Source organism: Robbsia betulipollinis (assembly GCF_026624755.1).
GTDB classification, from domain to species: domain Bacteria; phylum Pseudomonadota; class Gammaproteobacteria; order Burkholderiales; family Burkholderiaceae; genus Robbsia; species Robbsia betulipollinis.
In genome coordinates, this window is the sequence record NZ_JAPMXC010000010.1 from 277,979 (window position 1) to 300,683 (window position 22,705).

Consider the following 22,705-nt stretch of genomic DNA (forward strand, 5'->3'; position numbering starts at 1 on the left):
GTGCGCGCCCTGACAAAAAGCAATGGCGGTGATACCGTATTCAGTACATATGCACCGGGAGGTGTCACGGATGACGGATCTGGGAAAGGACGGCGCTGCCGAAGCGGGCGGCGTGGGCGAGCGATTCGTATTGAAGTCGGGTGACACCTTCGTCGTCAACGATGTCTTCGGCAACGTGGGCGGCGCGCAGCAGGGTCTGTTCGTCAACGATACCCGTGTGCTGTCGCGCTTCGACCTCAGCCTGGGAACGCGCGCGCCGTCCCTGCTGTCGGGGAATGTCGACGACAGCAATACGGTGTTCACCGCGCATCTCACCAACCTGCCGCTGCCGGGGCTGGGCGAGCGCAGTCCGGCGGGCGGCACGATCCATCTCAAGCGGATGCGGGTGCTGACCGGGGAGGGCATGGACGAGGCGATCGCCGTGACGCATTACGGCCTGACGGCGCCCGCCGAGGGCGGGTCCGCATCGGCCACGGATGAGCCGCCCGCCGCGCCCCTGCCCCTGTCGGTCGCGTTCGCGGCGGATTTTCGAGATATGTTCGAGGTTCGGGGCTCCGACCGTGCGCAGCGCGGGGAGACCTTCGCGCCGGTCATCGAGGATGGTGTCGTCGTGCTGCGCTACCGGGGTCTCGACGCCAAGGAACGCATCGTGCGGGTCAGTTTTTCCCCGGCGCCGCATGCGCTGACGGTCGACCGTGCCGATTACCTGCTCGAATTGATCCCGGACTGCTGCACCACGCTGTATCTGTCGGTGGCGTACGAAGAACGGGCCATGCCGGGCACGGCGCCCCTGCCCGCCCTCGATATGCCCGATGCACCCGATGCGCCGGTGGCCCCGCCCGCCGTGGCCGGCCGTGCCGGCATGCGCGCCGCGCTGCTGGGCGCGCACACCGCGATGCGCGTGCGCCACCATGCCGGCGCGGTCGTCCAGTCGCGCAATACCCTGTTCAACGCGTGGCTGGCGCGTTCGAAGGCCGATCTGGACCTGCTCACCACGGACCTTCCGTCCGGCCCCTATCCCTACGCCGGCATTCCGTGGTTTTCGACCGCCTTCGGCCGCGACGGCATCATCACCGCCTTGCAGATGCTGTGGCTGCAGCCGGCACTGGCGCGCGGCGTCCTGCGCTTTCTCGCGCAGCATCAGGCGCGGGATACATCGGCGTTCCGCGACGCGGCGCCGGGCAAGATCCTGCACGAGACCCGCAAATGCGAGATGGCGACCACCGGCGAGGTGCCATTCGGCATGTATTACGGCGGGGTGGACACGACGCCGCTGTTCGTGGTGCTGGCCGGCGCCTACCACACCCGCACCGGCGACGATGCGCTGATCGAGGAACTCTGGCCGGCGCTGCAGGCCGCCACCCGGTGGATCGCCGATGTCTGTGACAAAAGCCCGTTCGGCCTGCTGGCCTATCAGCGCGGTGCCGAGAGCGGCCTGGCGAACCAGGGCTGGAAAGACAGCCAGGACTCCGTCTTCCATGCCGACGGCCGTTTTCCCGAGGGCCCGATCGCGCTGGTCGAGGTGCAGGCCTACGCCTGCGTGGCGTTCGAAACGATGACGCGCCTCGCGGCGGGGCGCGAGGCGGCACAAACCCCGCAACCCTCCTACGCGGCACGCGCGGCGACGCTGCGCGACCGCCTGGAGACGATGTTCTGGATGGAGGATCAGCAATTCTACGGAATCGCCGTTGATGGCAAGGGCGCGCTGTGCCGGGTGCGTGCATCGAACGCGGGCCATCTGCTGACGTTCGGGTTGCCGTCGCCTGCGCGCGCCGACGCGGTGATCGGGCATCTGCGCGCCAGCGAATTCCAGAATGGCTGGGGGGTGCGCACCCTGGCATCGGGCCAGGCGCGCTACAACCCGATGTCCTATCACAATGGCTCGGTCTGGCCGCACGACACCGCGCTGTGCGCGAAAGGCATCGCGCATTACGGCGACAAGCACACCGCGGTGCGTCTGTTGCAAACCCTGCATGAAGCCGCCGTGGGTTTCGGCATGCGTCTGCCGGAACTGTTTTGCGGCTTTACGCGTTCGCGCGGCGAGGTGCCCACCGCCTATCCGGTTGCCTGCCTGCCGCAGGCCTGGGCGACCGGCGCGCCCTTCATGATGCTCGAAGCCTGCCTCGGGCTGGAGATCGATGCGGCGCGCGGCGAAGTCACCGTCACGCAGCCGGCGCTCCCCGACGGCATCGACCATCTCGCGATCACCGATTTGCAGGTGGGCGAGGCGACCATCTCGCTGGTCTTCGAGCGCGAACGCGGTCGCATCGGCGTGACCGGCACGGACAGCGCGTTACGCCTGCTCACGCCGTCGGCATGAACGACGGGCGGTGCGGGGTGCCCGGGCGCCAGCGCCCGGGGATGTCGGTGCATGACACCCTCCAGGCATCCGTGCCCGGGCGTCGTTGCCGAACCTCAGTGCCCCAGCGACAGCGTGCCTTCGGCATCGGCATGCTTTTCCGCATAGGCCTTCGCCTCGGGCGACACGCGCAGGAAGATCGTCAACACGGCCGAGAGCACGTACATGCCGGAGAAAATCCAGACCACGCCCTCGATGCCGACGCTGCTGCGAAACAGCGTGACGACCAGCGGGCCGAGCCAGACGCTGATGCCGGCGCCCAGCCCCAGGATCGACAATGCCGCGGCTTTTTCCTTCGGCGCCAGTTGCGGCACCAGGCCGGACAGCGGCACGAAGCAGGCGAGCGTCGCGCCATAGAGGACGCCGAACACCGCGATCATCGCGAAGTCGCCCTTGAACAGCAGCGGCATGTAGTACATCAACGGCACGCTGATCGCCGAGCCGAGACCGCCGGCGAAGCCGATCACGCGCCGGTAACCGATGCGATCCGCGGCGATGCCCGACGCCAGGTTGAAGACGATATTGCTGAGGAAAATGATCGACAGCAGGTGCAGCCAGTCCTGCAGCGTGAGGCCGATGACCTTCGTGAAGAACGCCGGCATGATCACCAGGAACGCATATTCGGACGAGGTATTGATCGCGCGGGTGATGCCGGCCATCATGATCTTCGGCTCGCGCCAGATGATGGTGACGCTGCCGAACACGATCGCGAACGGGCTGTGACCGCCGCGCGCCATGCGCGCCGAGCCGGATGCGTCGCGGCAGCACAGCAGCGTGATGCCGCCGCCGAGGACGACGAGGCCGAGGGACGCCCAGAATGTCGCCACCTCGCCGATCAGCGGAATCGTGATGCTGGCGAACAGGGAGCCGAGCGTGGGCAGGCCCGCGGCGAAAGCGAACCAGAACCAGCCGACCGCCGATCCCAACTGTTTCGACGGCGTGGCCGCCGCGATCCAGACGAGAAAACCGAACGCGAACAGCGGATAGCCCAGGCCGCGCACCGCGTAGGCCAGCAACATGGCCGCGTAGCTGTGCGTACGGACGCCGAAGGTCAGGAACACCACTTCGAAGACCATCCAGATCAGCAGTCCGATCGTCATGACGCGCTTGGGCCCCCACAGGTCCGACAGGGCGCCCGAGAGCCAGGAGGAGATCGATACCGTCAGACCGTAGACGGTGAAGAGCAGGGCGATCCTGCTGTTCGAAATGCCGTGACTGGAGAGGAAAGGCGCGAGATAGCCGGCTTCGACCCCATCGCCGATCATGAACAGCAGCAGGCCGAGGAAACCGACCGCAAGCGAACGGGGCAGGCCGATCCGGTCGAACAGGCCGGTGCGGGAAGAGGGAATCGTATTGTCGAGGGACATCTGGTGCATAGCTCCGTGTGAAGGTGCCGGCGCGGTTCCGGAAAAAGACGAATCCGCAGGCGAGCACGTGCCTGCCCGGGCGCGAGGCCGCAGAGGACCCGGCGCGCGAGCGCAGGCAAATCGCCGGCATTGCGCCGGGCGGTGGCGTTGAGTCGGTGGCGCTAGGCCGGTGACGCTAAGCCGGTGACGCTAAAAGTCGGTGGCTTTGAATCAGCGCGCCGCTAGACGCGAAAACGCGTGTCGTGAGAGAAAATCATGACTTGGCCGTCCTGGTTGGAACCGTTTCCATCGATGCCCCACGTCATTCGGGGTGTTCATCGCTTCGACGATTCGAAGGGGTTGTCGCACGATCTGTAGCCGCACTTCGGGGAAGTCGCCAGCGTCTCCTCTGGCCCTTCACCGCCTGCCTTGCAGACGACATCCCGGTGTTTTTCACATCCGGGAGAGTGACATGTCGACGGCGACGCGCTGCGTTGCCGTGCATGATTGAACCGCTGATTGTTCGATACTGCGCTGTACTGCCGATGTCGTCCTGCCGTACAGCGACAAGGGCGAATCGGAATTATACCCAGGGTCGCGACATGTATCAAAATATAACCGCCGTTCGGCATGCGACACGCGGTCCCACCCCCGCGGGATGCGACGCTCTGCCGGCGCGGCGCGGCGCACCCCATTTTTCATCAACCGTTCGCCATGACATTACGGACTCCCCGACAATGATGCAACTCACGCCTGAAATGGCCGTTAAATTCAGTACCCTCGCGCTGGACCATCTGACGCGCGAATACCCGAACAAGCTGACGCACGTGCTGGCCGGGCCCGACGATGCGCGCGGCCCGCGGGAGCTGCATCCCATTTTTTATGGCAGTTACGACTGGCACTCCTGCGTACATGGCTACTGGCTGGTGCTGCGCCTGCTCGATCGTTATCCCGATTTCACCCCGGCAGCACGCATCGTTGCGCTGGTGGATGCGCATTTCACGCCGGCCAATGTCGACGTGGAGATGGCGTACCTGACGCAGGCGCACAACCGCGGCTTCGAGCGCCCGTACGGCTGGGCCTGGCTGCTGGCGCTGGCGGGTCAGCTCGAGGCGTCGACGCTGCCGCAGGCCGCGCGCTGGGCACGGACGCTTGCGCCCATGACCGAGTTCTTCGTCGCCAGTTTCGTCGCGTTTCTGGAAAAAGCCGATTACCCGCTGCGCGTGGGCACGCATTTCAATACGGCCTTCGCCTTGTCGCTGGCGCTGGATTTCGGCCGTCGGACCGGGCGCGTCGCGCTGGTGGCGGGGATCGAGGCCGCGGCGCTGCGCTGGCATGCCGGGGACCGCGACTGCCAGGCATGGGAGCCGGGAGGCGACGAGTTCCTGTCGCCGGCGCTGATGGAGGCGGCACTGATGCGCCGCGTGCTGCCCGCGGCGGCGTTTCTCGACTGGTTCGGCGCGTTCCTGCCCGATCTGGCCATGCGGCGGCCGGCAGCGCTGTTCGTGCCGGCGACGGTTTCGGACCGCAGCGACGGCAAGATCGCGCACCTCGACGGCCTGAACCTGAGCCGCGCCTGGTGCCAACGCGATCTTGCCGCCGCGCTGCCGCCCGAGGATGCGCGCCGCGCGGTGCTGCTGGACGCCGCCGCGCGGCATCTGGACACGGCGTTGCCGCATGTGGCGGGAGACTATATGGGCGAACACTGGCTTGCGACCTTCGCGCTGCTCGCGCTGGAGGCATAGGACCGGGGCGCACGCCGCTTGCATCCCGTGCACGGGCGCGCCGCCGCAGCGGTCCGTCCCCGCAATGCACGACATGCGCTAGCGCGCGGCCGGCCTGCCGGCGTGTGCGGCCAGCACCGTGAGCAGGCCGTGAAAATCCACCGGTTTGGTGAAGTGGTGGTCGAAGCCGGCGGCCGCCGCGTCCCGTTTGTCCTGTTCCTGGCCCCAGCCCGTCAACGCGATGAGCAGCAGGCGTTTGCCCCAGCCGGTTGCCCGGATTCGCCGCGCCACCTCGTAGCCGTTGATATCCGGCAGGCCGATGTCGAGGATGACGACATCGGCGCGAAACGTTTCGGCGGCGTGGAGACCGGACAGGCCCGTGAAGGCCGTGCGGACTTCCTGATTGCCCGATTCCAGCACCATCGACAGGCTCAGCGCCGCGTCCTCGTTGTCGTCGACGATCAGGATGCGCCGCCCGTCCCGCGAGGCCAGCGGCAGCAGGCCGGACTCGGGCGCCGCGGGCGGCACCGGGACGTCGCAGACCGGCAGGCGCACGGTGAAGAGGCTGCCCCGGCCGTCGCCGTCGCTATCGGCGCTCACCTGGCCGCCGTGCAGTTCGGTCAGGGCCCGCACCAGCGACAGGCCGATGCCCAGCCCGCCCTGCGCGCGGTCGAGCGCCGGCGAAAGCTGCGAGAACATCTCGAAAATGCTCGTCAGATGCTCCTGCGCGATGCCGATGCCCGAATCGCGCACCGAGATCACCGCCTCGTCGCCGACGCGTTCGGCGCTCAGGGTGACCAGGCCGCCCGCGGGCGTGTATTTGGCTGCGTTGTTCAGCAGGTTCTGCAGCATTTGCGACAGCCGGGTGGGGTCGGCATCCAGCACGATCGGCGCGTTCGGAAACTGTACGACGAGCTGGTGCGCGCCGGCGAGCATCAGCGGGCGCGACGTTTCCACCGCCGCGCTCATCACGCTGGCGAGTTCGACCGGCTGCTTGCGCAGTTCGAGCTTGCCCTGGGTGATGCGCGACACTTCGAGCAGATCGTCGACGAGGTGCGTCATGTGCTGCAACTGGCGTTCGAACACCTCGCGCGACCAGAGCACCTGCGGATCGCTGAATTCCTTCTGCCGCAGCAGTTCGAGCACGTTGCGCATGGGCGCGAGCGGATTGCGCAGTTCGTGGGCAAGCGTCGCCAGGAACTCGTCCTTGCGCCGGTCCGCGTCGGACAGTTGACGATTCAGCTGCGTGAGCAGGGCTTCGCCCTGCTTGCGTGCGGAAATATCGATAAAGAGCCCGTGTAGCGACAGCGCCTGGCCGTCGGCATCGTACAGCGCGCGGCCGCGCCCTTCCATCCAGCGCCATTGCCCGTCACCATGGAGCAGGCGGAATTCGACCGTATAGTCCGCGCGTTGCGTCAGCGCCCGTTCGACCGCCTGCCGCACCATCTCGCGATCGTCGTCGTGCACGCGCGCATAAAACGCCGCGACCGACGCCTGGAAGCGGCCGTCGGAGAGGCCGATGAGTTCCTCCAGTTCGCGGCTCCAGGTGATCTCCTGCGTCGTCAGGTCGCGCGACCACACGCCCATGCGCGCGCCGCGCAGCGCCAGACTCAGGACGTCGCGGTTTTCCTCGAGCGCGCGCTGCGCGACCAGGCGTGCGTCCAGCGCGGTCTCGGCGTGTTTGCGCGCGAGCAGCAACTCGCTTTCATAGCGGTGCCGCTCGGTCACCACCATCACCGCCAGTTCGTCGAACTCGCCTTCGCCATAGCGCCGCCGGGTCGCGTTGATCAGCATCGGCACGAGCCGCCCGTCGCGATGCATGACGTCGAGCTTGACCTCCGCCACGGAGCGCTGTATTTCCAGCAGCGGTGCCCAATGGGTCTGGTGGAAGGCGCGCCCGGCAAGCGTGAGGAAATCCTGAAGCCGGCGCTGCGCGATGATTTCCCCGGCCTCGTATCCCAGCCACCGGCTGAACGTCGCATTGGCCCGCACGATCAGGCCGCGCGTCGTCGTGACGAGCAGCCCGCAGGGCGCGTGCTCGATCATCTGCGCATAAGGTGGCAGCGCCGCTGGCAGCGTGTCCATCGCTCAGAGACCGCGCCCGTGCAGGTAGGACGCGATGGCGTCGGTACAGGCCGCGGGCGCGCTCAGATGCGGGCAGTGGCCGGTGTTCTCGATGACGGAGAGGGTACAGTCGGGGATGTTCCGCTGCATGTATTCGCCGACGGCGAGCGGCGCGAGGAAGTCCTCGCTGGACTGCAGGATCAGCGTGGGAACGCGGAGCTTGTCCAGTTTGTCGCGGGAATCGGTGAGAAAGACGACGCGCGCGAAGTGCTTGGCGATGTCGGGGTCGGCGCGGCACAGGCTGGCGGCCATCTCGTCGCCGAGTTCCGGCCGCTCGGGCGCGCCCATGATGGTGGGCGCGATGCCGTTGGACCAGCCGAAATAGTTGCTCTCCAGCGTTTCCAGCAGTTCGTCGATATCGGCGCGGCCGAAGCCGCCGATATAGTCGCCGCTGTCGATGAAGGAGGGGGACGGCGCGACCATCACCAGCGCGGCGAAGCGCTCGGGTGCCTGGATCGCGGTCAGCATGCCGATCGTGGCCGAGACCGAATGCCCGATGAACACGACCGGCGCATCGGTGAATTCCGTGAGGATGTCCAGCAGATCGGCGGCATAGCCGCTCAGGGAGGCGTACTTCGTCCGATCGTAGGCGCCGAGGTCGGAACGGCCGCTGCCCACCAGGTCGAAGACCACGATGCGGTACCGGCCCTCGAACGCCGAGCGCAGGTAGCGCCACATCGCCTGGCTGCCGCCGAAGCCATGGCCGAAGACCAGGGTCACGGGGCCGCTGCCGCTGACATGGACGTTATTGCGCTGCTGCACACTCATTGCTTCCCTCGGAAAGATGTCTCTCCGAGCATTCTTTCACAAGCGGCGGGAAAGGGGCACTGCCGCGCGTCGCGGCCGTGCGATTCGGACCCGAGCGTCGGGTCCTTGCCACACCGGCTCCCCGCCGTGAGTCGGATCAGAAAATGACGTAGATCTTGCGCATCGTTTCCTCCACCACCCACAGCCCCTCGGTATTCGCCTCGAAGAACAGCGTGTCGCCGGCGGTGAAATGGATCGTCTCCTCGCCGTCCGCGGTGAAATGGCCGCGCCCGGCGATCATGTGCATCACCTCGGCCTGCTTCACCGAGCGGCGATAGGTGCCCGCCGAGCACTCGAAGACGCCGGTATCGACGGCCTCGCTGCCCTTGATGACCTTTTGCACGCCGGACACGTGCACCGGCGGCGTGTCGGGCAATCCGGCGCTTCCCCAATCCTCCAGGTCCGTCAGATTGACGCTTTGCTTGATTTGCTGAACCTTCACGATAGATGTTCCCGGTAGAGGAGGGGCGTGTTCAATCCAGGCCGCCCTGGCACAGGTACTTGATCGACAGATAGTCGTCGAGGCCGTATTTCGAGCCTTCGCGGCCGTAGCCCGATTCCTTGACGCCGCCGAAGGGTGCCGCTTCGCTCGCGAGCGCGCCTTCGTTGATGCCGACGATGCCGGCTTCCAGCGCGCGCGAGACACGGTCGATGCGCCGCAGGTCCTGGCTGTAGAAATACGAGGCCAGGCCGAACGCGGTGTCGTTGGCGGCCTGGATCGCTTCGGCTTCGTCGACGAAACGGAACAGCGGCACGACGGGTCCGAAGGTTTCCTCCTGGTTCAGCTCCATCGCGCTGGTGGCGTCGGCGAGGACCGTGGGGGCGAAATAGTTCACGCCGAGTTCCGGCAGGCGCTTGCCGCCCGCCAGCACCCGCGCGCCGTGCGCGAGCGCATCGTCGACGTGGCGCGCGATCTTGTCGATCGCGCGCGCGTTGATCATCGGGCCGATCTGCGCGGCGGGATCGGTCGCGGGCGCCACTTTCAGCGCGCTCACCCGTTCGCTCAGGAGTTTCCCGAATTGCTCGTAGACGCCGGCCTGTACGTACACGCGGTTCGGACAGACGCAGGTCTGGCCGCCGTTGCGGAACTTCGCGGCCAGCAGGCCGGTGACGGCCGCGTCCAGATCGGCGTCGTCGAACACGATGAAAGGCGCGTTGCCGCCCAGTTCCAGCGAGAGCTTTTTCAGCGTCGCCGCCGATTCGCGCGCCAGATACTTGCCGACCGGGGTCGAGCCGGTGAAGGTGATCTTGCGCACCCGGCCGTCCGCCAGCCAGTCGCCCACCGCCGGCACGGTCTTCTCGCGCGACGCGGTGATGATGTTCAGCGCGCCGGCCGGCACGCCCGCCTCGTGCGCGAGCATGACCAGCGCCAGCGCGGTCAGCGGCGTGTCCTCGGCGGGTTTGGCGACCACCGTGCAGCCGGCGGCCAGCGCCGGCGCGATCTTGCGGGCGATCATCGCCAGCGGGAAATTCCATGGCGTGATGGCCGCGACGACACCGATCGGCTCCTTCACCGCCATCATCCGCTTGCCGCGCTGCTGCTGCGGAATGATGTCGCCGTAGATGCGCGTCGCCTCGTCGGCGAACCACGCGACGTAGGAGGCGCCATAGACGGTTTCGCCGCGGCCCTCGGCCAGCGGCTTGCCCTGTTCGAGCGAAATGAGCTGGCCGAGCGCGTCCTGGTTCGCCAGGATCAGCGCATTCCAGCGGTGCAGGATCGCGCCGCGCTCCTTGGGCAGCAGGTTGCGCCAGGCGGGCAACGCGCGTGCCGCGGCATCGGTCGCCGCGCGAGCGTCCGCGGCACCGCTGTCGGGCACCTCGACGAGGGTCTCGCCGGTCGCCGGGTTGGTAACCGCGAAGCGTGCGCCATCCTGCGCGTCGGTCCACTCACCCCCGATGAAATTCTGCGAACGGATCAGGGACTTCAAATCAAAAACCTTGGACATCGTGCAACTCCTTTCTGGCTTGCGCGGCGACGCCGCTGTTCGCTCACGCGGCGATGCGTCGAGCGATCGCCTGACCGACTTCCGTCGTGCCCGCCTTGCCGCCGAGGTCGCCCGTCAGCGGGCCTTCCTTCAACGCCGCCTGCACGGCCGCCAGCATCGCGTCGTGCGCCTCGCGCTCCACGCCCTGGCCGTTGCCGAGGAAGTCCAGCATCATGGCCGCGGACCAGATCATGGCGATCGGGTTGGCGATATTGCGCCCGGCGATGTCGGGCGCGGAACCGTGCACGGGTTCGAACAGCGACGGGAATTTGCGGTCCGGATTGAGATTGCCCGACGGTGCGAGACCGATCGTGCCGGTGCAGGCCGGGCCGAGATCGGAAAGAATATCACCGAACAGGTTGGTCGCCACCACCACGTCGAAACGGTCCGGCTGCAGCACGAAGCGCGCGCACAGGATGTCGATGTGCTGCTTGTCCCACTTCACGTCCGGATACAGCGCGGCGACTTCCGCTGCGCGCGCGTCCCACCAGGGCATGCTGATGCCGATGCCATTGCTTTTCGTCGCCACCGTGATCTTCTTCTCGCGCTGCTGCGCGAGATCGAAGGCGAACTTCAGCACGCGCTCGGTGCCGTGGCGGGTAAAGACCGATTCCTGCAGGACGAACTCGCGCTCGGTCCCTTCGAACATGATGCCGCCCACCGACGAATACTCGCCCTCGGTGTTTTCGCGCACGATCATGAAGTCGATGTCGCCCGCCTTGCGGCCGGCGAGCGGCGACGGCACGCCCTCGAACAGCCGTGCCGGACGCAGATTGATGTACTGGTCGAATTCGCGCCGGAACTTCAGCAGCGAACCCCACAGCGAGATGTGGTCGGGCACCTTTTCCGGCCAGCCCACCGCGCCGAACAGAATCGCGTCGGCACCGCCGATCTGCGCCTTCCAGTCGTCGGGCATCATCTTGCCGTGTTCGAGGTAGTAATCGCAGCTGGCCCAGTCGATGTGCTGGTATTCCAGCTCGATGCCGAAGCGCCGGCTCGCCGCGTCGAGGGCGCGCAGACCTTCGGGCATCACTTCGACGCCGATGCCATCACCCGGGATGACGGCGATGCGATATTTCTTGCTCATGTCGTGGTTCCTTCCAGAGGCCTGCGTGTGGAGGGCGTCCGGGGCGCGCATGACGCGTCTCGAAGCCAGTGGGGGATAGTCTATTCCTGCTGGGCGAAGATAGAATGGTTGTTTTGGTTAATCCACTGAACACAATTCGTGAACAATCCCGTCGCCCCTTCCGTCCCTGGCCTGCCATGTCGTCCTCCGCGCTTCCGCCCGCTTTCCCGCCCGCTCTTCCCCCTGTGTCCCCCACCGCCCATCCCGCGCCGCACGCCCGCGCGCCGCATATCGACGACCTGCGGGTATTCTGCGAAGTAGCGCGCCGGTGCAGCTTCAGCGCCGCGGCCGAGGCGCTGGCCGTGTCGCCTGCCTACGTCAGCAAGCGCGTGAATGTTCTGGAAGAGACGCTGGGCACGCGGCTGTTGTTTCGCTCGACGCGGCGCGTCGCGGTCACCGAGGCGGGCGAGCGCGTCTACGCGTGGGCGGAACGCATCCTCGACGACGTCGACCAGCTCGTCGAGGACGTCTCGACGACGCGCCGCGTGCCCCGGGGTACCGTGCGCATTTCGAGCAGTTTCGGTTTCGGCCGGCACATCGTCTCGCCGGCGCTGTCGCGCCTGACGGCGCAGTATCCGCAGCTGAGCGTGCGGCTCGACCTGTTCGACCGGCTGGTCGACGTCGCGGGTGAGGGGTTCGATCTGGATATCCGCATCGGCGACGACATCGCCTCGCACCTGATCGCCCGGCGGCTCGCGTCGAACCACCGCGTGCTGTGCGCCGCGCCCGCCTATCTGGCGCGGCACGGCACGCCGCGCCAGTTGTCCGAGCTGTCCGGGCATGCCTGCCTCGCCATCAAGGAACGCGATCATCCGTTCGGGCTGTGGCGGCTGCACGAGCGCGGCGAGGTGGTGTCGATCAAGGTCACCGGGCCGCTGTCGACCAACCATGGCGAGGTGGCGGTGCAATGGGCGCTCGACGGGCGGGGCATCGTGCTGCGCTCGGTGTGGGACGTCCAGCCATTGCTGGAGAGCGGCGCGCTGCTGCGCGTGCTGCCCGAGGTCTGGCAGCCGGCGAATGTGTGGGCGGTGTATCCGGCGCGCCTGGCGTCGTCGGCGAAGGTGCGGCTGTGCGTCGATTTCCTCGGCGAGGAGTTTGCGCAATGGAACGTGACGCCGCCGCGCGGAGGCGCCACGGCGACCGGCGAGCCGTGATCAGCGGCCAGTGATCAATGATTCTGGGAAAACAGCGATTCGAGCGGGTAGTGGGTCTTCACGAACGGCGACTTGATGATCACGAAGCTGAAATATTTCTCGATGCCGATGTCGCGTTCGAGCAGACCTTCAATGATGCTCTGGTAATGGCTGACGCTGCGGGTGACGAACTTCAGCAGATAGTCGTAGCCGCCGCTGGCGAGATGGCATTCGACGATCTCGTCGATGTCGCGGATCGCCGCCACGAATTTGGTGAAGTCCTCGCGCCGGTGGTCGGCGAGCGTCACTTCGGTGAAGACGGTCTGCACGTCGCCCAGCTTTTCGAGCTGGATCTGCGCGCCGTAACCGGCGATGAAGCCGGCTTTTTCAAGACGCTTGACGCGGATCAGGCAGGGGCTGGGGGACAGGCCGACTGCGTCGGCAAGCTCGACATTGGTGATGCGCCCCTTTTTTTGCAGCTGGGCCAGGATACGCAGGTCGATTCGGTCAAGCTTGCTGTCGCTACTCATCTCTATGGTGTCGGTCCGGGCGGGTCGGGAAAGAAGGCCGCGCCCGGAGCCCTTCCTGCCGTCGCACCGCGGCCGGCGCCATGCAGCGTGCCTGAAGCACGAGGCGTCGGCAGGGCCGATGCGCGGTCGGGTCAGCGGCGGAAAGCAGCCGGAACGCGCATCGATCTTATCATGCGGTGACGGCCGCCCTGGGCTCTTTCGTGCGCAGCGCCGCGCGGACTTCGGGCTGGTCGAGCACGTCGTCGAGCGTCTTCTTCAGGCGCGCGAACAACAGGTCGAATTCGTCGGCCGTGTAGCACAGCGCCGGCGCGAAGCCCAGGATGTTGTCGCCGAACGCGCGGAACACCAGGCGGTTCTGGTAGGCGGACGCCGCGATGCGTTCCGAGAGTTTCAGCGCCGGATCGAAGCCTTCCTTGCTGTCCTTGTCGGCCACGAGTTCCAGCGCGCCGAGCAGGCCGCGATGCCGCGAATCGCCAACCAGCGGATGCGCGAGCAGCGCGTCGAGCCCGGCGGCAAAGCGCGGACCCTGGGCGACGCCGTTCGCGAGCAACCCGCCTTCATGATACAGACGCATGACTTCGAGACCGATCGCGGCGCTGACCGGGTGCGCGGAGTAGGTGTGGCCGTGACCGACGATCGCGGTCGCGTCGCCATCGGCGATGCCTTGGTAGACGGCGTCGGACATCAGGACCGCGCCCATCGGCGCATAGCCGGAGGTCAGCCCCTTGGCCACCGTCATCAGGTCGGGCTCGACGCCTTCGGCCGCGCAGGCGAACAGCGGGCCGGTACGACCGAAGCCCGTGATGACCTCGTCGGCGACGAACAGGATGTCGAGCTTGCGGCACGCCTCGCGCATCGCCTTGAGCCAGCCGAACGGCGGCACGATCACGCCGCCGGAACCCTGGATCGGCTCGCAGAAAAAGGCGGCGACGTTCTCGGCGCCGAGTTCCGCGACCTTCGCCTCCAGCGCGCCGACCGACGCGGCGATCAGCGCCTGCGCGTCATTGCCGTGTGCGCTGCGGTAGGCATATGGCGAGGGCAGATGATGCTGGGTGGGCAGCGGCAGGTTGAAATTGCGATGGAAGGCCGGCAGCGCGGTCAGGCCGGCGCCGACCGACGAGGAGCCGTGATAGCCGCGCTGCAGCGCGATCATGTGCTTCTTCGCCGGGCGGCCGGTCGCATTGTAGTAATGCGTGATGAAGCGCAGCGCGGAATCCACCGCGTCGGAGCCGCCGAGCGTGAAATACACGTGCTGGAGGGAGGCGGGCGCGAGATCGACGAGCTTTTCCGCGAGTTCGATGGCCGGCGCCGAGCCGAAATGGAAATAGCCGGTGGCGTAGGGCAGGCGGGTCATCTGCTCGGTCGCCACCTTGACGATGCTGTCCTGGCCGTAACCGACGTTCACGCACCAGAGCCCGGAGAAGGCGTCGAGCAGTTCGTTGCCGTTCGCGTCGCGCAGGAAGGCGCCGTGGGCGGATTCGAGGACGGTGACGCCGCGCGCTTCATGCGCACGGTAGTTGATGACGGGGTGGATCAGGTGCTTGCGGTCGGACTCGATGAGCGTTTGGATCGGCAGGGTGGGCATGGTGGGTCTTCTCGTCGCGGAAGTGGGCTGCGGGGTGAGCGCGGGACTGAACGGGATGGTGACTCCATACTACTGATTCCTTCCCCGTGCCTGTACCGCCAAAAAAAACCCGAAAGAGCGCGAGAATGGCGTTTTGCCCCGCGCATCCGGCATTTTCTGCTGCCGGCCCTTCCGGCCGGCGCCCCCCCCAAAAAATCTGACCCGGCACCGCCGGGGCGCTTACCCGAGCGCCTGGCTGATGATGCCGAACGCTTTCGGCGCCGCGGGCGCATTGGCATCGGCACCGGCCTCGCCCACCAGCGGGCCCGACGCTGCGCCGCGAACCATCTTCACGACGGTATCCACGCGCGGCATGCCGAGCCCTTCGAGCCATTGCGTCAGGCCGCTGTCGCCGGGCGTATCCATGCGCACGAAGACGCCTTCGTTCAGGGCCAGCCAATGGCTGATCAGCGCCTTCGCGCGGCTCGATCCGGGGGCATCCGGCGCCACCACCGGGCCGATCGTGAAACCCCGGCCGAAGCGGCGGAACAGCGCGAAGCCCAGCAGTTCGCCGTCGCGATCGAGTGCGATGCCGTCGGCGACGTCGAGCAGCAGCGGGAACAGCGCCTGGCGCTCGAGCCCGCACGCGCGCGAGGCGAGTTCCGCCAGCCGCGGCGCGTCGTTCGCGCCCAGCGGGCGCAGGCGTTCGCCGGGCGGCAGGGAGATCAGCGGCGGCTGGAACACGGTGCCCTGGTGCTGATCGACGGTGCCGACCGCGCGGAAACCCAGTTTCTCGTAAAGCGGCTTGCCGGCCGGCGTGGCATGCAGCAGGATGGCGCGGCCCTCCAGCGCGGCGATCAGCCGTTCCATCAATTGCCGGCCGATGCCCTGGCCCTGGTGGTCGGGCGAGACGATCACCATGCCCAGCGAGGCGCGATCGGCGCCATACCGCCAGGACAGCCCGGTACCGATCACCTCCCCGTCCCGCTCCGCCACGAAGCCCGTGCCGGCGGTTTCCAGCAGGCGCCAGTCGTCGGCGCGGTGCGGCCAGGCGACCTTGACGGACAAGGCATGCGCCGCGGGGATGTCGTCGGCGGTGAATGGGCGGTAAGAAATCGGACCGGCATGGGAACCAGGCACGGCGTACTCCTGTAAAGGCGTGAAAAACGAACCAGCAAGCGGGAAAGCAGGCGTTTGTCCGTGGAAGGGGACGCTACCGGCACTCTGGCAGCGGTGGACGGCGATGACTAGGACGATCTTTCTATCTCGCGGGGGGCTGCCCGCAAACGGGGAAATCGATGCAAAACACGGCGTCGAAAACGACATTACGCGTGCGATCTGCCGAATCGGGTTTTTTATCGGCGCAATATGCGGCGCCCGCGGGCATACGATTCCGGTATGGGTTTTTCAGCGGCATTTCCGACCGATGCCGCGCTCGATTTTTCCACGCCGCCGGCCGGTGCCGGAGCGATACAGGGGACGCGTCATGGACAGTTTCGACCCGAAGGGGATCACGGTGCGCAGCGGCCATTTCATCGGCGGGGAGTATGTCGCGGAACATGCCCATGAGGGGTCGCGGCGCATCGATGTGTCGCGCCCTTCGGACGGCGTCGTCTACGCGTCCGTGCCGCTCGCCGACGCGGCGCTGGTCGACCGCGCGGTGGAAAACGCCTGGCAGGCGTTTCGCACCAGCGGCTGGGCGACGATGGCGCCGCGCGAGCGCGCGCGGATCCTGCGCCGCTTCGCGGACCTGATCGCCGCCGACGTCGCCACGCTCGCTCCGCTCGAGGCGCTCGGCTCCACGCGCCCGGTGCGCGACGCGGCGGCGTGGGACGTGCCCTTCACCGCCGAAGGCATTCGCTTCTACGCGGAATTCGCCGACAAGGTGGGCGGCGACGTGGCCGCGACCGACCACGATCACCTGGGCATGACGATCGCCGAGCCATACGGCGTGATCGGCGCGATCGCGCCCTGGAACTTCCCGCTGGTGATGGCGTCCTGGAAAATCGCGCCGGCGCTCGCCGCCGGCAACGCGGTGGTGCTCAAGCCCTCGGAAATGACGCCGTTCTCGATCCTGCGTCTGGCCGAACTCGCGATCCAGGCGGGCGTGCCGGCCGGCATCCTGAATATCGTCCAGGGCGACGGCCAGGTCACGGGCGACGCGCTGGTGCGGCATCCCCGCATCAGCAAGGTCACCTTCACCGGCTCGACGCGCACCGGCGCATCGATCATGGCGGCGTGCGCGCAGTCGGGCACCAAGCCGGTGACGCTGGAGCTGGGCGGCAAGAGTCCGCAGATCGTGTTCGCCGACGCGCCGCGTCTGGACGACGTCGCGCGCCGCATCGCCGGCGCGATCTCCGGCAACGCCGGCCAGGTCTGCGTCGCGGGCTCGCGCCTGCTGGTCGAGCGGCCCCTCGTCGACGCGCTCGCCGACCGGATCCAGGCGGCCTTCAAGGATCTGCGCCCCGGCGCGACCTGGGCTGCCGGAACGACGCTCTCGCCGATCATCTCCGAGCCGCAGGCGGCGCGCATCGACGCGATCATCGGCCGCAGCGTGGCCGCGGGCGCGACGCTGCGCTATGGCGGCCATCGCGCCGTCGTGGCCGGCCACGACGGCGCGACGCGCGGCGTATCGACGCGCGGCGCCTTCTACATGCCGACGATCCTGACCGATGTCACCGCGCAATCCGAAGCGGTGCGGGAAGAGGTGTTCGGCCCGGTACTGACGCTGCAGGCGTTCGATAGCGAGGACGAGGCGCTGGCGCTGGCGCAGCATCCCGATTACGGCCTCGCCGCCGGCGTGCACACCGCCGATCTCGGCCGGGCGCTGCGCCTGGTACGCGGTCTGGAAGCCGGCACGGTCTGGGTGAACCGGTACGGCCGCACGTCCGATTTCATGATCCCGACCGGCGGCTACAAGCGTTCGGGCATCGGCAAGGACCTGGGCCGTCAGGCCTACGAGGCCAATCTGCGGTTCAAGAGCGTACTGATCGACATCCGCCCCTGACGGCGGCAACCGCAGAGTGTGCTGCGCGGGCCCCTCAAAACGCCGCTTTTTGCGTGCTTCGCGGGCCCGATTCAGGAACATCGAAGTTTTTTGCGCTGGTTAAATCTTTCCTACCGGCTTCATCATTGGCCTCGCTCTTACCGACGCGGCCGTTCGACATTGCACGCGCAAGCGCTTATCCACAGGACGCTACTGACACCATGATCGATTTCGAACCGAAATACATCACTTTCGATTGCTACGGCACGCTGACCAAATTCCACATGTCCGACATGTCGCGCGAGTTCTTCGCCGGCCAGCTGGAAGGCGCCGACATGGACAGGTTCATCGCCTTCTTCGCCGGTTACCGCCGTGACGAGGTGCTGGGTGCATGGAAGCCGTATCGCGACGTGATCGCGAATGCGTACGAGCGCGCCTGCAAGCGCATGAACGTGAAGTTCGTCGAGTCGGATGCCGAGAAAATCTACGAGGCCGTGCCGACCTGGGGCCCGCATCCGGACGTCCCGGAAGGCCTCGCGCGCCTGGCCAAGAAGTACAAGCTGGTGATCCTGTCGAACGCGTCGAACAGCCAGATCCAGAGCAATGTCGACAAGCTCGGCGCGCCGTTTCACGCGGTGTTCACGGCGGAACAGACGGGCGCGTACAAGCCGCGCATGCAGGGCTTCGAATACATGTTCGACAAGCTCGGCTGCAAGCCCGAAGACGTCCTGCACGTGTCGTCGAGCCCGCGCTACGACTTGTTCACCGCGCACGACATGGGCGTGAAGCACAAGGCGATGGTGCTGCGCGAGCACGAACAGCCGACCCCGGGCCACGACTATCACCTGGTCAAGGACATCCCGCACCTGGCCGCGGAACTCGGCCTGTAGGCGCGGCGGTCGAACGCCAGCCCGCGCCCCGCGCATTTCGTCATCCTGCCACCCGAGCGAGCCGAGCCCGACATGAAGCTGGAATCCTACTGGCTTGATCTGCCATTACCCACGCCGTTCCTCGCGCAGGGGCCGGTGACGGGCCGGGTGGACGTCGCCGTGGTTGGCGGCGGCTTCACCGGGCTGTCGGCCGCGCAGGCGCTGGCCAAGCGCGGCGCGTCGGTGACGCTGGTGGATGCCGGGCAGATCGGCGGCGGGGCGTCGGGGCGCAACGGCGGGCAGGTCAATACCGGCGTCGCGCACGATTTCGCCGCCCTGTACGCGCAACTCGGACCGGAGCGCGCGCGTACCTGCTACCGTGCGTTCGCGTCCGCGGTCGATACCGTCGAGCGGCTGATCCGCGAGGAAGGCATCGATTGCGATTATCTGGCGAACGGCAAGCTCAAGCTCGCCTCGAAGCCGCACCATTTCGCGCATATCGAGCAGACCGCCGAACTGATCCGGCGCGAAGTCGATCCGAATATCGAGATAATCAGTCGCGACCGGATCCGTAGCGAGGTACAGTCTGACCAGTTCTACGGCGGTCTGCTGCAGAAGCACGGCGGACAGATGCATATGCGCAAGTTCGCGGTCGGCCTGGCCAGGGCCGCGGCAGGCCATGGCGCGCAGATCTACGAGAATGCGGGTGTCGCGTCGATTCAGAAAGAAGGCGACGGTTACCGTCTGGTCACCGCGCGCGGCGAGGTGCAGGCGAAGCAGGTGTTGATCGCCACCGGCCCGTCGCGGCAGGGACCGTTCGGCTGGTATCGGCGGCGGCTCGCGCCGGTGGGATCGTTCATCATCGTCACCGAGCCGCTGCCGGCCGAGCAGCTCGCGGCGATGCTGCCGAACCGCCGGGCCTATACGACCAGCCGCATCATGCACAACTACTTCCGCGTCACGCCGGATTCGCGGTTGCTGTGGGGCGGCCGCGCGCGCTTCACCGCGTCGGAGCGGCCCTCGGACGCCAAGAGCGGACGCATCCTGCGCACGGGCATGATCCGGCATTTCCCGGCGCTGGCCGAGACGCGCATCGATTACTGCTGGGGCGGGCTGGTGGATATCACCGCCGACCGCCTGCCGCGCGCCGGGCAGCACGACGGCCTGTATTTTTCGATGGGCTATAGCGGCCATGGCACGCAGATGTCCACCCACATGGGCCAGGTGATGGCCGACGTGATGGGCGGGGACGACCGCGGCAACCCGTGGCGCGAGTCGGAGTGGTCGGCGATTCCCGGGCATACCGGCAAGCCCTGGTTCCTGCCGCTCGTCGGCGCGTACTACAGCGTCAAAGACATCTTTTATTGAAATACAAAATATGGCAGCGTCGCTCCGATAGCGTCGCTCCCTTCGCGGAGATGTTCGATGAATAAGAAAAATGTGCAAAACGACAACGCCCTGATCGGCGTGGAGTTCGAGCGGCTGAGCCGTCAGGGCGCATCCCGGCGCGATATCCTGCGCGCGATGGCCGCGGGCGGCATGCTGTCCGTGGGCGGCGCCGCGCTGCTGGCCAGCGGCAATGCCCATGCACAGGCGAAGCCGAAGCAGGGCGGCAAGATCCGCGTGGCCACGCAGTCGGCCTCCGCATCGGATACGCTCGACCCGGCCAAGGGCGCGCTCGCGACCGACTACGTGCGCGGCAATATGTTCTACAACGGCCTGACCGAACTGGACGCGCATCTGGGCGCGAAGATGGCGCTGGCCGAAAGCCTGGAAACGAAGGACGCGATCACCTGGGTGGCGAAGCTGCGCAACGGCGTGCAGTTCCACGACGGCAAGGCGCTCGCGCCGGCCGACGTCGTCTACTCGATCATGCGGCACAAGGATCCGGCCGTGGCCTCGAAGGCCAAGACGCTGGCCGACCAGATCAGCGACGTCAAGGCCACCGGCCCCAACGAGGTGACGATCACGCTCGCCGGCGCCAACGCGGACCTGCCGGTGATCCTCGCGACTTCGCACTTCCAGATCATCAAGGACGGCACGAAGGATTTCAAGACGGCGGTGGGCACCGGCCCGTTCAAGGTCAAGGAGTTCTCGCCGGGCGTGCGCACGGTCGGCGTGCGCTTCGACAAGTACTGGAAACCCGGCCTGCCGCATCTCGACGAGATCGAACTGATCGGCATCGGCGACGAGTCGGCGCGGGTCAACGCGCTGCTCTCCGGCGACGTGCAGTTGATCAACGCGGTCAGCCCGCGCTCGACCGACCGCATCAAGGGCACGGCGGGTTACAAGGTGCTGGAAACGAAGACCGGCCAGTACACGGACCTCGTCGCCCGCGACGAGGGCGGCATCACCGGCAACGCCGATTTCCGTCTGGGCCTCTTCAACCTGCTGGACCGCCAGCAGCTGCGCACCACCGTGTTTCGCGGTTTCGGCGCGATCGGCAACGATCAGCCGATCGACCCGACGAACAAATACTACCTGGCCGGCATTCCGCAGCGCACCTTCGACCCGGACAAGGCGAAATTCCATTTCAAGAAGGCCAAGCTCGGTAGCACGCCGCTGCAGATCTACGCCACGCCGGCCGCCGAAGGCTCGGTGGAAATGGCGATGCTGCTGCAGCAGGTCGGCCCGCGTGCCGGACTGAATCTGCAGGTCACGCGCGTACCCGCCGAGGGATACTGGTCGAACCACTGGATGAAACATCCGCTAGGTTTCGGTTCGGTCAACGCCCGGCCGAGCGCCGACGTGCTGTTCACGCAATTCTTCAAGTCCGACGCACCGTGGAACGAGGCAAACTGGAAAAGCGCGAAGTTCGACCAGATGCTGATCGCGGCGCGTGGCGAGCCGGACGACGCGAAGCGCAAAAAGATCTACGGCGACATGCAGGTGCTGGTGCACGAGGAAGGCGGCGTGGGTATCCCCCTGTTCCAGAGCTCGCTCGATGCGTTCTCCGACAAGCTCCAGGGTCTGGGCTCGATTCCGCTGGCCGGATTGATGGGCTTCGCGTTCGCCGAACACGTCTGGCTGGCGTAGGCGCGCGGTCGCGAGCGCTCCGTCGCAGGTGTTCCGTAGCAGGTGTTCTATCGTAGACGTTCTTTTCCTCCAGGCGATGACGGGCTGCGTGCCGGTCGTCGCGGGCACGGGCCGGCGGTGACCGGCACGCGGCACTCACTCCGAAGGCGGATTCCGATGAAATCACATGCGCAAAGACTCATCGCCGCGCGCCTTGGCCTGGCCGTGCTGACCCTGTTGCTGGTCTCGGCGGTGGTGTTCGCCATCACCGGCCTGATTCCCGGCGACGCGGCGCAGCAGGCGCTCGGGCAGGCGGCCACGCCCGAGGCGGTGACCGCGCTGCGGCATCAGTTCGGACTCGACCAGCCGGCGCTGCAACGCTACTTCGAGTGGCTGTTCCTGATTCTGCAGGGCAACTTCGGCACCTCGCTGTCGAACAGCCTGCCCGTGCTGCAATTGATCGAAACGCGCCTGCCGAACACCCTGACGCTGGCTGCGCTGACCACGGTCGTCTCGGTGCCGGTGGCGCTGGTGATCGGCATCGTCTCCGCGATGTACCGCGGCTCGCTGCTGGACCGCGCGCTCAATGTGCTGACGCTGGCCACGGTGGCGGTTCCCGAGTTCCTGGTGGCCACCATCGCGGTGCTGATCTTCGCGGTCAAGCTGCGCTGGCTGCCGGCGCTGTCCTACCTGTCCGATGTCCATTCGCTGAGCGACGTGCTGCGCATCTACGCGATGCCGGTGATGACGCTGTGCTGCGTGATCGTCGCGCAGATGGCGCGCATGACGCGCGCCGCGGTGGTGGATCAGCTCACCGCGCCGTACGTGGAAATGGCGATCCTGAAAGGTGCTTCGCCGATGCGCGTCGTGCTGCACCATGTCTTGCCCAATACCATCGGCCCGATCGCCAACGCGATCGCGCTGAGCCTGTCCTATCTGTTCGGCGGCGTCGTCGTGATCGAATCGATCTTCAACTATCCGGGGCTCGCGAGCCTGATGGTCGATGCGGTGACGAATCGCGACATGCCGCTGGTGCAGGGCTGCGTGATGGTGTTCTGCGCGGCCTACCTGGTGCTCGTCCTGTTCGCGGACCTGTGTCAGATCGTCTCCAACCCCAGGCTTCGTCAACGGTGACCC

Annotated in this window: 17 protein-coding genes; 8 read left to right on the plus strand and 9 right to left on the minus strand. The window is 66.9% G+C overall.

All coding sequences use genetic code 11. The features are described 5' to 3' along the window. Positions 1-70 precede the first annotated feature (70 nt). Positions 71-2,320 (plus strand): amylo-alpha-1,6-glucosidase, encoded by a 2,250-nt coding sequence (locus OVY01_RS19030; protein WP_267849144.1) that lies wholly within the window; start codon positions 71-73, stop codon positions 2,318-2,320. 95 nt (positions 2,321-2,415) lie between these two features. Here the strand turns inward: OVY01_RS19030 and OVY01_RS19035 are convergent, their stop codons facing one another. Beyond that, positions 2,416-3,726: an MFS transporter gene (locus OVY01_RS19035; protein WP_267849145.1), complete on the minus strand. Its 1,311-nt coding sequence runs from the start codon at positions 3,724-3,726 to the stop codon at positions 2,416-2,418. A gap of 716 nt (positions 3,727-4,442) precedes the next feature. On the opposite strand from OVY01_RS19035, the gene OVY01_RS19040 reads away from it, so the two are divergent. Next, positions 4,443-5,450 (plus strand): DUF2891 domain-containing protein, encoded by a 1,008-nt coding sequence (locus tag OVY01_RS19040; protein ID WP_267849146.1) that lies wholly within the window; start codon positions 4,443-4,445, stop codon positions 5,448-5,450. A gap of 78 nt (positions 5,451-5,528) precedes the next feature. Here OVY01_RS19040 and OVY01_RS19045 read toward each other — a convergent pair whose 3' ends face one another. From OVY01_RS19045 to OVY01_RS19065, 5 genes are all read right to left on the minus strand, one after another. Beyond that, positions 5,529-7,514, minus strand: a complete 1,986-nt coding sequence (locus OVY01_RS19045) for a hybrid sensor histidine kinase/response regulator (RefSeq protein WP_267849147.1) — start codon at positions 7,512-7,514, stop codon at positions 5,529-5,531. Positions 7,515-7,517: 3 nt separating this feature from the next. Beyond that, complete coding sequence (locus OVY01_RS19050) at positions 7,518-8,321, minus strand: alpha/beta fold hydrolase (protein ID WP_267849148.1); 804 nt, start codon at positions 8,319-8,321, stop codon at positions 7,518-7,520. A gap of 136 nt (positions 8,322-8,457) precedes the next feature. Beyond that, a complete protein-coding gene (locus OVY01_RS19055; protein ID WP_267849149.1) occupies positions 8,458-8,802 on the minus strand; it encodes a cupin domain-containing protein in 345 nt (114 codons plus the stop codon). A 31-nt stretch (positions 8,803-8,833) separates the two neighbouring features. After that, positions 8,834-10,306: an NAD-dependent succinate-semialdehyde dehydrogenase gene (locus OVY01_RS19060; protein WP_267849150.1), complete on the minus strand. Its 1,473-nt coding sequence runs from the start codon at positions 10,304-10,306 to the stop codon at positions 8,834-8,836. Positions 10,307-10,349: 43 nt separating this feature from the next. Beyond that, positions 10,350-11,432, minus strand: a complete 1,083-nt coding sequence (locus OVY01_RS19065; protein ID WP_267849151.1) for a tartrate dehydrogenase — start codon at positions 11,430-11,432, stop codon at positions 10,350-10,352. A 224-nt stretch (positions 11,433-11,656) separates the two neighbouring features. Between OVY01_RS19065 and OVY01_RS19070 the strand changes: the two genes are divergently transcribed. After that, complete coding sequence (locus OVY01_RS19070) at positions 11,657-12,625, plus strand: LysR substrate-binding domain-containing protein (RefSeq protein WP_267849152.1); 969 nt, start codon at positions 11,657-11,659, stop codon at positions 12,623-12,625. A gap of 14 nt (positions 12,626-12,639) precedes the next feature. On the opposite strand, the gene OVY01_RS19075 is transcribed toward OVY01_RS19070, so the two are convergent. The 3 genes from OVY01_RS19075 to OVY01_RS19085 form a co-directional block, all read right to left on the minus strand. Beyond that, positions 12,640-13,134: an Lrp/AsnC family transcriptional regulator gene (locus OVY01_RS19075; protein WP_267849153.1), complete on the minus strand. Its 495-nt coding sequence runs from the start codon at positions 13,132-13,134 to the stop codon at positions 12,640-12,642. 169 nt (positions 13,135-13,303) lie between these two features. Beyond that, positions 13,304-14,710 carry an aspartate aminotransferase family protein gene (locus OVY01_RS19080; RefSeq protein WP_267849536.1) on the minus strand — a complete coding sequence of 469 codons (1,407 nt, stop codon included), beginning with the start codon at positions 14,708-14,710 and terminating at the stop codon, positions 13,304-13,306. Between the two features lie 228 nt (positions 14,711-14,938). Beyond that, positions 14,939-15,838, minus strand: a complete 900-nt coding sequence (locus OVY01_RS19085; protein WP_267849155.1) for a GNAT family N-acetyltransferase — start codon at positions 15,836-15,838, stop codon at positions 14,939-14,941. 346 nt (positions 15,839-16,184) lie between these two features. Here OVY01_RS19085 and OVY01_RS19090 point away from each other — a divergent pair, with 346 nt between their 5' ends. The 5 genes from OVY01_RS19090 to OVY01_RS19110 all read left to right on the plus strand — a co-directional run bounded on the left by OVY01_RS19090 (position 16,185) and on the right by OVY01_RS19110 (position 22,702). Continuing rightward, a complete protein-coding gene (locus OVY01_RS19090) occupies positions 16,185-17,705 on the plus strand; it encodes an aldehyde dehydrogenase family protein (protein ID WP_267849156.1) in 1,521 nt (506 codons plus the stop codon). 200 nt (positions 17,706-17,905) lie between these two features. Then, positions 17,906-18,574, plus strand: a complete 669-nt coding sequence (locus tag OVY01_RS19095; protein WP_267849157.1) for a haloacid dehalogenase type II — start codon at positions 17,906-17,908, stop codon at positions 18,572-18,574. A 72-nt stretch (positions 18,575-18,646) separates the two neighbouring features. Then, entirely contained in the window at positions 18,647-19,921 is a 1,275-nt protein-coding gene (locus OVY01_RS19100) for an NAD(P)/FAD-dependent oxidoreductase (protein ID WP_267849158.1), read from the plus strand. 57 nt (positions 19,922-19,978) lie between these two features. Next, complete coding sequence (locus OVY01_RS19105) at positions 19,979-21,589, plus strand: ABC transporter substrate-binding protein (RefSeq protein WP_267849159.1); 1,611 nt, start codon at positions 19,979-19,981, stop codon at positions 21,587-21,589. 156 nt (positions 21,590-21,745) lie between these two features. Next, a complete protein-coding gene (locus tag OVY01_RS19110; protein WP_267849160.1) occupies positions 21,746-22,702 on the plus strand; it encodes an ABC transporter permease in 957 nt (318 codons plus the stop codon). Positions 22,703-22,705: the final 3 nt, after the last annotated feature.